Genomic DNA, 13,106 nt, shown 5'->3' with positions numbered 1-13,106 from the left:
TCGGATTCCTGAATATCGTGCGCTTACTCCATCTTTTTGCCGCCCTGACATTACTGTTGGGCTCATCCCTTGCCCACGCGGTTACGCTCAACTTCAATGGCGGCGCCGTCAGCGGCTGCACTCTGCCGGCGTCCAGCAACCAATATACTTGCGCCAGCCTGATCATGGGCAGCACCGACAACGTCGTCATCGCCAGCGGCTATGGCGTGACGGTCAACAGCGATGTGAGCATCGACTACAACCAGGGCCTGAGCATGAGCGGCACGGCGGCCCTGACCGCCAACAAGAATATCGACATCGGCAATGTCAATCCGCCCAACCTGAAAATCACGGGCGGCAGCCTGACGGCCAAGGGCGGCAATTTCAAGGTGGGGGCGCAGGGCGGCACCGTGCTCGTGGCCGATATCTCGGCGGCGTCCGTCTCCCTGGGCGGCACGCCCGTGAAGGTGACGGGCAATATCACGGCCACGGGCAATATCGACATTTCCTCCGGCTCGACGCTGAATGGCGCCATCAGCGGCGGCTCGATCAGCGGCAACTCCAAGGTCACGATCACGGGCAGCGTGAAGGCCAGCGGCAACGTCAGCATCGGCTCCAGCTCGACCATAACGGGACCCGTCAACGGCAGCAGCATCACCACCAGTTCCGGCGTGTCGATCACGGGCGACGTGACGGCTGTCAATGCGTTCAGCCTCGGTTCGGGCAGCAACCTGAATGGCACCACCAAGGCGCCCGTCGTCAGCATCGAGGCAGCGAACAGCCAGGTGCAGGGCGATATCACGGCCAGTACCTCGCTGACAGTCGGTTCGGGCAGCCAGGTAAAGGGCAACCTGACGTCGCCGACCATCGACTTGAAGGCCTCGGGCCTGCTGGTCACGGGCGACGTGAAAGCGTCCAGCTCCCTGAGCATCGCCTCCGGCAATGGCGTGAAGGGCAATGTCGAGGGCGGCAACGTCACGCTGGACTCGTCCAACGCGTATATCACGGGCAATGCGCTGGTCGACCACATCACCCTGGGCTGGCAGGGCCGGGTGCAGCAAACCATCACTTGCAAGGCGTATACGCCATCGAACCCGTGCAGTTGCGTGACAAACAACAGCGGCTGGGCCTTCAATGAACCGATGGGACCGAAGTGCGGGCCCGGCACGCTGAGCGGACTGCACCATTTCCAGATCGAGCACCCGCTGACGGCGCTTACTTGCCAGGTGCCCACGGTGAAGGTGACGGCCTGCGCGGATGCCAGCTGCAGCGCGGTCTACAAGAATGGCGTGAGCGTTACCGTCAGCCCGGGCGGCGTGCCGACGCAGATCGATACCAGCGGCGTCAACGCCAATGTCACGGTGCGCCAGACCACGGTGGGCATCGCCACCCTGAACCTGGTCAGCACGCCCGCCACGACGGGCGCGCTGGTGTGCAAGAGCGGCGGCAACACGAGCAATTGCCAGATCAGCTTTCTTTCCAGCGGCTTCCAGGTAAGCGGCGTTCCGCGCTACGCGGAGGACGTGGCCGTACTGGAAATCAGCGCCTTGCAGACCTCGTCCGGCAACAGGGACGTGTGCGTGCCCATGTTCGCCAGCCAGACCAAGGACTTGAACCTCAGTTGCGGGTACAGCAATCCGGACAAGGGAACATTGCCTGCGCGCATCTTTGACAGTGCCAAAAATAGTTATGTTGCCCTGGCGGCCAGCGACCAGAGCAGCTGCAGCGGGTCGAGCACCAAGGTGACGGTGACGTTCGGCGCCGACGGCGTAGCCAAGCCGAACATGCTGTATGCCGATGCGGGAGCGCTGCTCCTGACAGCCTCCTACAAGCCGGACAGCGGCAGCGACAAAGGTTTGGACATGAACGGCAGCGGCACGGTCGTCGTGGCGCCGAAGAAATTTCTGTTCACGAAGCTGGCGCCGACGCAGCGCGCGGGCCTGGCGGCAGCGCCCCTCGTGGCGGGGACGACCATCACGTTATCGGCCGTCAACGCGCTCGATGCCGTGACGAAGAACTTTGGCAACGAAAGCGGTGTCGCTGTGCAAAAAGTCGTGCTCGACCGTAATCTGCAGGCGCCGCTCTACACAAGCGTAGTCAATCCGCAGGTCAGCGGCGATCTCGATTTCGTGAAGAAAGGGGGCGTCATCGCGGCGCCGCCGCTGGTCTGGCCCGAAGTGGGCAAGATCAATTTCACGGCCGCGCTGCAAAACGGATATCTGGGCAGCAGCTTGACGTCGCCGGGACCGAGCGACACCGTGCTCTTCTACCCGCACCACTTTGTGACGGAACTGGTCATCAAGCAAGTGGACATCGGGGGGGGCGTGAAGATGCCGTTTCCTTTCCCGTGCAGCGCGCCGCTCGTATGCGCCGGCGACCGTGCCGTGTATTCGCGCCAGCCCTTTGATCTGACCATCCGTGCGCAGACGGCCGCTGGCAATGAGACGAAGAACTTCGACGCCAGGAATGACGGCATCAACACGACGCAGGTGTCGCTGGTCCCCTATGACGCGGCCACGGGGAAGAACAGCTATCCGCCCACGGCGCCATCGGGCAGCACGCTGACGGATGGGGCAAAAGCAGCTGCGGCCGTGACGGGCGTGCCTGTCACCAGTTTTACCAATGGCCTTGCCACGCGTACCATCGCCTACAGCTTCCCCGCCGCCTATGCCGTGCCCAAGGAGCCGACAGCACTGGCATCGCCGACGGGGCTGCTGCTGCGCGCGACGTATGCCTATCCGGCTGCCGGGAATGTGAGCTCGGCGCCGGCCGATGGCATGGAGGCGCAACTGACCGTGCTCACGGGCCGCCTGATGGTGCCGCATGACTACGGTTCCGAGCGCTATCCCGTACGCCTGGCGGTGCAGGCGCAGTACTGGGATGGCAAGACCTGGGTTACCAGCCTGCTGGACAGCATCAGTGCGTTCGACAACACGCTGGTGGTGTTTGCCAATTGCAAGAAAACCCTGGTGTGCAAGGATTTTGCATTCCCCGTTGGCACTACTATTACTTATACGTTCGACAAGGGTATCTTGCCGCCGAATAGACGCCTGACCCTGGCGGCGCCCGGCGTCGGCAAGAGCGGCAGCGTCGATGTTTCCGTGCCCGGCATTGCATACCTGCCCAGCACCGTGGGCACCGTCGTCTTTGGCGTCTTCAAGTCGGGTCCCGTGATTTACCTGCGCGAGATGTATTAAGAGCCTGTCCCAGTAGATGAATACATCCTCCGCTGTCGCCCCTCCGAAGCGGGGACTGCGTTGATCGTCTTCGCGTGGCTTGCCACGCGTCCTCCTCACGCCTTGTCCGCGCTCCGGATGAACTGCCAGCAGAGGACGCTCACTAATGGGATAGGCTCCAAGCCTGGACAAAGGGCGGGCGCAGAAAGTGGGGAAAACCAGTAACATGCCTGGCTGTGGCATTCCCCCAACCTCAGACTGGAGTTTTCTATGAGCACAACATCGCAGTGGATCGATATCGCCGGCCCGGACGGCAGCTTCCAGGCCTACCTGGCCGTGCCGCACGTGGGCAAGGGCCCCGCCATCATCCTGTTGCAGGAAATTTTCGGCGTCAACGAGCACATCCGCGCCGTGGCCGACCAGTACGCGGCCGATGGCTACGTGGTGCTGGTACCCGACCTGTTCTGGCGCGCCGGCGCGCACATCGAGCTGGGCTATGACGCGGACGGCTGGAAGCGCGCCGTCGAACTGATGCAGGCTACCGACAATCCGCATGCCGACGCCGATATCGCGGCCACCATCGCCGCCCTGCGCGCGCGCCCGGAAGTGACGGGCAAGCTGGCTTCCGTCGGCTACTGCTTCGGCGGCCGGCTGTCGTTCCAGGCGGCCGCGGCCGGTCTGGTCGATGTCGCCATCGCCTATTACGGCGGCGGCATCCAGAACAAGCTGGACCTGGCTGACCGGATCCAGGTGCCGCTGCTCATGCATTTCGGCGGCCAGGACAGCCACATCCCGCCGGAAGCCGTGCAAAAGATCGCCGAGCGCTTCGAAGACCGGCAAGACGTGGAAATCCATATCTACCCGGGCGCCGAGCACGGTTTCAATTGCACCCACCGCGACAGCTACCAGCAGCGCGCCGCTGCCCAGGCGCATGGCAATTCCTTGATTTTCCTGGCAGAAAATCTGTAAGACTGCCTCGCCAGGCTGGCCTGTTGCTATTTTCCGCCCAGCAGCAACGCCGCATGGGCGTTAAAATAGCGGCTGTGCCGGGCAACTCCGGCCGGCCGGGCACGGCGCCCGGCAAACCTGGATGAGGAACCGAATTAAAGATGGCCCAAGTAATTGTTTCTGTAACATTGGCGGCAAGCGCCGAACGCGTGTGGGATTTTATCGGCGGCTTCCAGTCGCTGGCTGAATGGTCTAGCTCGATCAAGACCAGCCTGTCCGAGCACGGCGGCCGCGTGCGCCGCCTGAAAACCACGGACGGCGCCATCATCGCCGAACGCCTGCAAAGCTACAGCGAAGCGGACAAGAGCTACAGCTACACCATCGTTTCGGGCCCGATCCCCGTCAAGAACTACCGTTCTACTTTGCGCGTCACGGGCGAACCGGGCGGCGCTTCCTGCGTGGCGCAATGGTCGAGCGAGTTCGACGCGGCCGAAGGCGTGGAAGAAGTCATGACCGGCGCGTTTCAACATTTGTACGAAACCGCGTTCGTGGACCTGAAACGCATCATGGCAATTTGATTTGCCAGGGCTAACGGCAAATACTGGGGGCAGACCCTGAGGGTCTGACCCCGGCCTTTTTTGCTTTGCGGGTTAGTTCACCGCTATCTGCTTACCGTTTTACTTTTCCAAACGCCTCGCCCTTGTTCCATGTAGGCAAATTCTTGTCATTCGCCACTTCATAGCCCAGATTCAGGGTGAATTGCGCCTGCTGCACCATGCCCGACAGGTCCCATGACGGGTTGTACTCGTCCGTCACCTGGTGGTAATCCTTTTTAAAGGCCACCAGGCGCTCGCTCGATGCTTTCGGGTCCTTGAGGAAATCGAAAGAACCATCGCCGGAGAACACGGCCGAGCCCACGTTGAAGGCGGGTACGCCGGCCTTGGCGAAGGCAAAATGGTCGGCCCGGTAAAACGCGCCGGACAGGTCTGGAATGGTGGGCGCCAGGCGTAGGCCCATGCGCTTGGCGACCTTGGCGGCACTCGCGTACAGGCTGCTGCGCTCGGCGCCGGCCACGCCGATGTCGTGCGTCTTGCCGACGAAATTCATGCTGTCGAGGTTCAGGTCGGCTGCCGTCTTGGCCAGTGGCCACAGGGGCTTGCGCGTATAGGCCGTGCTGCCCAGCATGCCCGTTTCTTCGCCGGCCGGCCACAGGAAGATTTGCGTGCGGCGCGCCGGTTGTTTCACGGCCACTTGCGCCATGGCCAGCAGGGCCGCCGCGCCCGAAGCGTTGTCGATGGCGCCGTTGTAGATATGGTCGCTTTGTCCGGCGCGTTGGCTGCCTTCGTCATCCTTGCCCAGGTGGTCCCAGTGGGCCGAGTAGATCACGGCTTCGTCCTTGAGTTTCGGATCCGTGCCCGGCACGATGCCTGCCACGTTGAATTGCTCGATGCTGCGGATCTGGCTGTTCAATTGCACCTTGACCGTGGCGTTCAGGGCCACGGGGCGGAATGCGCGCGTTTCCGCCTGCGCGCGCAAGGCGTCCAGGTCCTGTCCGCTGGCCTGGAACAGCGTGCGCGCCAGGTCTTCCTGCAGCCAGCCTTCCATGGCATTGCCCGCGCCGGCCAGGTTGAAGCGCTCATGGCCGAAACCGTTGGCCGGCACCGACCATGGGTACGAGGCCGATGCCGTCGTATGGATCAGCAGCACGCCGGCGGCGCCCTGGCGCAGCGCTTCCTCGTACTTGTAGACCCAGCGGCCGTACCAGGTCAGCGACTTGCCGGCAAAGCGGTTCGGTTCGGCTGCTGTCGGTTGCGGGTCGTTGACCATCATGATGACGAGCTTGCCTTTCAGGTCGACGCCCTTGAAATCGTCCCAGCGTTCCTCTGGCGCGCGGATGCCGTAGCCGGCGAACACGACGGGCGCGTCGAACGCCACTTTTTCCTGGCCATTCGCCGCGCCGAAGACGATGTCCTGGCCGAAGGCGGGAGACAAGGTCTTGCCGCCCGCGCTGAAGGTCACCTTGCTCGATGGCAAAGCCTTGCTGCCGACGATGGTCAGCGCCTGGCGATATGTGCCGTCCGGCAAGGGTTGCAAGCCGGCCACGGCCGCCTGCGTTTCCAGGTAGCGCACGGCTAGGTCGCCGCCGCGCTGGCCCGTGCCGCGTCCTTCGAGCAAATCGTCGGCCAGGAAGGACAGGTGGGCGCGCAGGGGCGCTTCGGTAACGAGCGGTTGGGCGAGGACGGCCGTGCTGAACAGGCTGGCGGCGAGGACGAAGGGAAAACGCATGGCAACTCCAAAAGTGAATACGGGAAAACAAAGCAGCGGCAATCTTACTCTACCGCAATGCTCTGGCGTAGCGCGCGGCGCGCGCAAGGCGATTGCGGCCACAATGGCTGCTGGTCCACCGACAAGGAGCGTTCCATGACTACCCCTGACTTGCAATCGAGCAATACCCTGCGTACCGCCGACGGCACCCTGATCTACTACAAGGACTGGGGCAGCGGCCCGCCCGTCGTCTTCAGCCACGGCTGGCCATTGTCGTCCGACGCGTGGGAAGACCAGATGTTTTATCTGGCCTCGCGCGGCTACCGCGTCATCGCGCACGACCGGCGCGGCCATGGCCGCTCCAGCCAGCCGTTCGACGGCAACGACATGGATACCTATGCCGACGACCTGGCCGCCTTGATCGCCGCACTGGATTTGACGGGCGCCACCCTCGTGGGCCACTCGACGGGCGGCGGCGAAGTGGCCCGCTACATCGGCCGCCATGGCACGCAGCGCCTGGCCGGCGCCGTGCTGGTGGGCGCCGTGCCGCCGCTGATGCTGCAAACCGCGGAGAACCCGCTGGGCTTGCCGCTATCCGTTTTTGATGACATCCGCGCCGGCGTGCAGGCGGACCGCAGCCAATTTTTCCGCGACTTGAGCGAGGCCTTCTATGGCTACAACCGGCCCGGCGCCACCCCGTCGCAGGGCGTGCGCGACAGTTTTTGGCGGCAAGGCATGCAGGCGGGCATGCCGGCCGCCTACCTGTGCATCAAGCAATTTTCCGAGACGGACTTTACGGCCGACCTGGCCAGATTCGACGTGCCGACCCTGGTGATCCACGGCGACGACGACCAGATCGTGCCGATCGCCGCCTCGGCGCGGCGCACTGCCGAGCTCATTATCGGCAGCAAACTGCTCGTGTATGCGGGCGCGCCGCATGGCCTGGCGACGACGCACAAGGACCGGCTGAACGAGGACTTGCTGGAGTTCTTGCGCACCTGAAACGGGGCGGGCGCCATCGTCTCGAGGCGCCCGCCGTAGCTGTTGCCACGCAGAACAGGCGCAGGCCGCAGATTGTTGTGTATCGTTTAATGTTGGCAAAATCACGCGCCAAATGCGTGCGGATCGCCGATTTTTCTGGCGTTTTTACGTAGATATGGCGCAAAAAACGGCGTTCTGCGGCATGCGGCCACCCGGTAAGGTCCAGTAAAGAGTAAACTAGCAGATACACTCTTTCGCATTGGGCGATTCGAGCGAACTTGTGAGTGATTTCATGTCTGATACACCAATTTCCTTATTTTCCGACCTTAACCTGAGCGAGCCGCTGATTCGCGCGCTCAAGGATGTCGGTTACGAAACACCGTCGCCTATCCAGGCGGCCACGATTCCATTATTGCTCGCGAACCGCGACGTGCTGGGCCAGGCGCAAACAGGCACGGGTAAAACCGCCGCCTTCGCTTTGCCGATCCTGTCGCGCATCGATCTGAAACAAAGCTCACCCCAAGCCCTGGTCCTGGCACCGACGCGCGAACTGGCCATCCAGGTCGCCGAAGCGTTCCAGGTGTATGCCGCCCACATCCCCGGCTTCCACGTGCTGCCGATCTACGGCGGCCAAAGCTACGGCCCGCAACTGTCGGCCCTGCGCCGCGGCGTGCACGTCGTCGTCGGCACCCCTGGCCGCGTCATCGATCACTTGGACAAGGGTTCGCTCGACCTGTCCAAACTGAAGACCCTGGTGCTGGACGAAGCCGATGAAATGCTGCGCATGGGCTTTATCGACGATGTCGAACGCATCTTGCAAGAAACGCCTGAAGGCCATCAAACGGCCCTGTTCTCGGCCACCATGCCTTCCGTCATCAAGCGCATCGCCACGACCTACCTGGTGAACCCGGCCGAAGTGACGGTTGCCGCCAAGACGGGCACGGCCGACAACATCCGCCAGCGCTACTGGCTGGTGTCGGGCATGCACAAGCTCGACGCGCTGACCCGCATCCTGGAAGCGGAAGCGTTTGACGGCATGATCATCTTCGCCCGCACCAAGCTGGGCACGGAAGAGCTGGCCGGCAAGCTGCAAGCGCGTGGCTTCTCGGCTGCCGCCATCAATGGCGACATTCAGCAAGCCCAGCGCGAGCGCACGATCCAGCAGTTGAAAGACGGCAAGATCGACATCCTCGTGGCAACCGACGTGGCCGCCCGCGGCCTGGACGTCGAGCGCATCAGCCACGTCGTCAACTATGACGTGCCGCACGATCCGGAAAGCTACACCCACCGCATCGGCCGTACGGGCCGCGCCGGCCGCAGCGGCGAAGCGATCCTGTTCATCACCCCGCGTGAAAAGAACCTGTTGAAAGCCATCGAACGCTCGACCCGCCAGCCTATCGGCATGCTGGAACTGCCGACGATCCAGGCCGTCAACGACGTGCGTATCGCCAAGTTCAAGGAACAGATCAGCGAAACCCTGGCCCTGGGCGAACTGGAACAGTTCCAGTCGCTGATCGAGGATTTCGAACGCGAACAGAACATTCCCGCCATCGAAATCGCCGCCGCCCTGGCGAAGATGGCGCGTGGCAATGTGCCTCTGCTGCTGGACAAGAACAAGGCGCGCGAGCAAGCCACGTGGCAGGACGACCGTCCCGTGCGCCAAGACCGCTTCGAACGCAACGACCGTCCGGAACGGGGCGACCGCTTCGACCGTAACGAGCGCAGCGACCGTGGCGAACGCCCGGCCTTTCCGAAAAAGGAACGCATCCAGCGTCCAGCCGACGCCGGCATGCAAACCTTCCGCATCGAAGTCGGTCATCAGCATGGCGTGAAGCCGGGCAATATCGTGGGCGCCATCGCCAACGAAGCGGGCATCGATTCGAAAAACATCGGCCGCATCGAAATCTATGACGATTACAGCGTCCTGGACTTGCCGGACAGCATGCCGAAAGAATTGCTGGACCAGCTGAAAACCGTGTGGGTGGCGGGCCAGCAGCTGCGCATCAGCCGCGACGGCGACGCGCCGGATCTGGCGCCGCCAGCCGCGCCACGCAAGCCGTTTGCCGCCAAGTCCGCGCCAGCGTTCAAGGATGCGCCGGCGGACGCGGGCGAAGTTGCCCCGCGCGCGCCGAAGAAGGAACGTCCACGCCCAGGCGTGACGGCCTACCGCATCGAAGTGGGCCGCGAGCATGCCGTAACGCCAAGCAACATCGTCGGCGCCATCGCCAACGAAGCGAACCTGGAAGCCAAGCATATCGGCCGCATCGATATCTTTGACAACTACAGCGTGCTGGACCTGCCGGAAGGCATGCCGCCGGAAATCCTCGACCACCTGAAATCGGTCGTGGTCTCGGGCCAGAAACTGCGCATCAGTCTTGACGATGGCACGACGGAGCGCAAGCCTGCGCCACCGCGTCCGAAGTCGCCACCCCGTAAAACGTACAAGTAAGCCATTCCCACGGGCGCTCCGGCGCCTGTGTCGCGGATTGGAGACAGTTCCCCCACTGGCGCATTCGCGCCAGTTTTTATTTTCCCTCAAGAAATGAACATGGTTGCCGCGTTATGGTTGGCAACTGGCGCCGCCATGTGCCGGTAATTGGCATGCCCCTCTGCGCATTTTTATCGGCACAAGCAGCGTATTTATCGGCTGGTGCATCGATACATAATTTTTTATTAATTATTTTGTATGCGCGCAATTTAAATTTTACATTCAATAAAATCAATCAAGTTGAATCAAAGTAAATTCTAAAACATAAATGAATTGGCTTTTATTAAATTATTTGACTGGCGTCACTGTCGCCGAGGCGATATATCATGGGTGCTTGATGTGGTATATTGTTTTTATGTTTTTGTTATGCTAGTTGAAAAAAAATAGAGGAGCGACGATGCGGGTCAATACACCTATCACGCAAAATGAATACGTATTAAATGAAGGCATGACGATTGTTTCCACCACGGATTTACAGGGAAACATCAATTACGCCAATCAGTATTTCATTGAAGTCAGCGGTTTTTCAGAAATGGAATTGCTGGGTGCGCCACAGAATATCTTGCGTCATCCCGATATGCCGGCCGAAGCGTTTGCCGACCTGTGGGACACCATCAAGACGGGCATGCCATGGACCGGCATGGTCAAGAACCGCTGCAAGAATGGCGATTTCTACTGGGTCTTCGCCAATATCACGCCCGTCATCGAAAACGGCCGCCCGATCGGCTATATGTCCGTGCGCACCAAGCCCACGCGCGAGCAGATCAATGAAGCGGCAGCCCTGTATAAAAGTTTCAAGGACGGCAATAGTGCCAACCTGGCGATCCGCAATGGCCGCGTCGTGCGCCAGGGCTGGGCCGCCAAGCTGGCCGAGTGGCGCAAGCTGAGCCTGTCGCAAGACCTGGCCCTGCATTGCATCGTGTTTGGCGTGGTGCTGGCCATCCTCGGCTGCGCCGTGTGGAATATCGACGGTGACACGAGCATGGCCACGCGCAGCTGGCTCAGCGGCGCTGCCGCCGCGGCCGTGGCGCTGATGCTGTATTTCTGGGCCCATCTGCACAATTCCCTCGTTGCACCGCTGGGCGACGCCATCACCGTGGCGCGCAAGATGGCGGGCGGCGACTTGACGGGCGTCATCGACAAGGTGCGCGACGACGACATGGGGCAATTGATGGCGGCCTTGCGCCAGACCAACATCAACCTGCACAGCATCATCGGCGACGTGCGCGCCAACTTCGAGGATATTCGCATCACCACGGCGGAGATCGCCACGGGCAATATGGACCTGTCCAGCCGCACGGAATCGCAGGCGTCCAGTCTGGAGCAGACGGCGGCCAGCATGGAAGAGCTGACCTCCACGGTGCAAAACAGCGCCGACCACGTGGCCACGGCCAATGACCTGGCGGCGCAGGCGTCGACCGTCGCGGCCAAGGGCGGCACCATCGTCAGCGAAGTGGTCACCACGATGGACGAGATCAGCACGTCGTCGCGCAAGATTCTCGACATCATCGGCCTCATCGACGGCATCGCCTTCCAGACGAATATCCTCGCCTTGAACGCGGCCGTGGAAGCGGCGCGCGCGGGCGAACATGGCCGCGGCTTCGCCGTCGTGGCCGGTGAAGTGCGCAGCCTGGCGCAGCGCTCGGCGACGGCCGCAAAAGAGGTGAAAAACCTGATCGACCATTCGATCGCCACCGTGAACGCGGGTAGCGTGCTGACCAGCAATGCGGGCGCCACCATGACGGAAGTGATCGCCTCGGTGGCCCGCGTGACGGAAGTGATGGACGAGATTTCCTCCACCACGCGCGAGCAGAACCAGGGCATCGGGCAAGTCAACCAGGCCGTCATCCACATGGATGGCATCACGCAGCAGAATGCGGCGCTGGTGGAGCAGGCGGCGGCGGCCGCCACCAACCTGGCGCAGCGCACCGACAGCGTGGCCCAGTCGATCGGCATCTTCAAATTGAAGGCGTCGCCCAAGCGCAAGGTTGCCGGCGTGGGGCGTAGTCCCAGCGTGGCGTCGCGGGCCTTGCTGAAAGCACGCTAATTACCCCAACGGCGAAAGACCGGGGTCGTACGGGGACGCCGAGTCCTCAGGGTACGACCCCAGTTTGTTTTTTGGGTAGTTTTACTTCTTCACCCGGTACACTTCGCCGCTGCGCACCTTCCGCACCACCCCATCCCCGCCAAATAGAATCACATATTCTCCCTGCGCGCCCGAGGCGGCCGGGTAGGTGTACATCCACACTTCATTGCCGCTGTCGAAACGGATGGATGTGCTGTCTCCCAGCGCGGCGCGCACCTGTTCGCGCGTGCTGCTGCCCGGCTGCACCGTTTGCTCCAGCGTTGCGTAAGGCACATTCTTGCTTGCCTGCAAGGCGCGCGTGCCGGAGCAGGCGGCCAGCAGAGCCAGCGCGAAGACACTGAGCCATTTCATGGTGCAACCTCGTCCATATAAGTAAATTCCAGCAGGGTATCGTCGGGCCAGCTGGCATCCCACAGGGGGGCGTAATACGTGCGGTCAAGCAAGACCTGGCAATCGCAATAGGGCAGCGAGGCGGGCGTTTGTTCGCCGCCCGCATACAGCATGGTGAACGGCAGGGCCAGGCGGCGCTCGCCATGCACGAGGGTGACGCCGAACAGGGGGCGGTCCGTGAAAAACAGATAGTTGCCGTCCGGCTCGGAACACACCTTGTCCGTGCTGTAGAGCATGCTGGACAGCCAGGCGATGATTTGCGGGTCGTTCGAGATCAGGCCGGAATCCATGCCGGCGCGGCATTCCAGGCGCAAGTCGCCCAGGCGCCGCGTGCCGGGCGGCAAGCCGGGCGTGATCACTTGCGCGCGCCAGCTCATGGTGGTGGCCTTGCGGTTGGCGATCAGCACGGCGTCTTCGCGCGCCGCTTGCGCATGGCGCACGGGGGCAAAGCTGTTGTCCTCGGCCAAGGGCAAGGGGATGCTGACCGTGTCGCCAGCAATGCGCAGCTGCACGCCCGTCATGTCCACGCCGGGCTGGCGCGGCAGCAAGCGAAAGCGCAGCACGGCCTGCGGCGCCAGCGCATGGTCGCGCTCGAAGCGGTCCACGCCCTGCAGCATCTTGCGATACGATTTATCGACGGGGTCGCGCGTGGCGTCCACTTTGACTTGCGGCACGGGCGCGGTTTGCGCCAGCGCAACGGGGCCAGTGAGCAGGCAGGCAAGCAGCAGGGAAAGAGAGATACGCATGGCCCGATGCTACGCCTTTTTGCGCATCAGCCACGCACGCGTGGGCG

General features: G+C 62.5%; 9 protein-coding genes. 6 read left to right on the top strand and 3 right to left on the bottom strand.

Annotated elements, in window-relative coordinates; genetic code table 11:
* The first annotated feature begins 56 nt into the window (after positions 1-56).
* The 3 genes from O3297_RS23050 (at position 57) to O3297_RS23040 (ending at position 4,681) form a co-directional block, all read left to right on the top strand.
* On the top strand, positions 57-3,176 hold the full coding sequence (locus O3297_RS23050) for a DUF6701 domain-containing protein (RefSeq protein ID WP_305050303.1): 3,120 nt from the start codon (positions 57-59) through the stop codon (positions 3,174-3,176).
* A gap of 249 nt (positions 3,177-3,425) precedes the next feature.
* Positions 3,426-4,124: a dienelactone hydrolase family protein gene (locus tag O3297_RS23045; protein WP_305050302.1), complete on the top strand. Its 699-nt coding sequence runs from the start codon at positions 3,426-3,428 to the stop codon at positions 4,122-4,124.
* A 140-nt stretch (positions 4,125-4,264) separates the two neighbouring features.
* Entirely contained in the window at positions 4,265-4,681 is a 417-nt protein-coding gene (locus tag O3297_RS23040) for an SRPBCC family protein (RefSeq protein WP_092608892.1), read from the top strand.
* Between the two features lie 91 nt (positions 4,682-4,772).
* On the opposite strand, the gene O3297_RS23035 is transcribed toward O3297_RS23040, so the two are convergent.
* Positions 4,773-6,389, bottom strand: coding sequence for a M28 family peptidase (locus tag O3297_RS23035; RefSeq protein ID WP_305050300.1), 1,617 nt, complete (start codon positions 6,387-6,389; stop codon positions 4,773-4,775).
* 135 nt (positions 6,390-6,524) lie between these two features.
* Between O3297_RS23035 and O3297_RS23030 the strand changes: the two genes are divergently transcribed.
* The 3 genes from O3297_RS23030 to O3297_RS23020 all read left to right on the top strand — a co-directional run bounded on the left by O3297_RS23030 (position 6,525) and on the right by O3297_RS23020 (position 11,884).
* On the top strand, positions 6,525-7,370 hold the full coding sequence (locus O3297_RS23030) for an alpha/beta fold hydrolase (RefSeq protein WP_092609893.1): 846 nt from the start codon (positions 6,525-6,527) through the stop codon (positions 7,368-7,370).
* Positions 7,371-7,641: 271 nt separating this feature from the next.
* On the top strand, positions 7,642-9,798 hold the full coding sequence (locus O3297_RS23025) for a DEAD/DEAH box helicase (RefSeq protein WP_071653749.1): 2,157 nt from the start codon (positions 7,642-7,644) through the stop codon (positions 9,796-9,798).
* Between the two features lie 436 nt (positions 9,799-10,234).
* Positions 10,235-11,884 (top strand): PAS domain-containing methyl-accepting chemotaxis protein, encoded by a 1,650-nt coding sequence (locus O3297_RS23020; RefSeq protein ID WP_305050298.1) that lies wholly within the window; start codon positions 10,235-10,237, stop codon positions 11,882-11,884.
* Between the two features lie 81 nt (positions 11,885-11,965).
* Here O3297_RS23020 and bamE read toward each other — a convergent pair whose 3' ends face one another.
* Both bamE and O3297_RS23010 read right to left on the bottom strand, forming a co-directional pair.
* Entirely contained in the window at positions 11,966-12,274 is a 309-nt protein-coding gene (bamE, locus tag O3297_RS23015) for an outer membrane protein assembly factor BamE (RefSeq protein ID WP_099389928.1), read from the bottom strand.
* Positions 12,271-13,059, bottom strand: a complete 789-nt coding sequence (locus O3297_RS23010) for a hypothetical protein (RefSeq protein ID WP_305050296.1) — start codon at positions 13,057-13,059, stop codon at positions 12,271-12,273. Before O3297_RS23010 ends, bamE begins: the two co-directional genes overlap by 4 nt.
* Positions 13,060-13,106: the final 47 nt, after the last annotated feature.

It is taken from the genome of Janthinobacterium sp. SUN128, from assembly GCF_030587275.1.
Taxonomy (GTDB): Bacteria; Pseudomonadota; Gammaproteobacteria; order Burkholderiales; family Burkholderiaceae_D; genus Janthinobacterium; species Janthinobacterium lividum.
The sequence above is the reverse complement of the archived record's forward strand: the minus strand, read 5'-3'. Positions and strand labels throughout refer to the sequence as shown.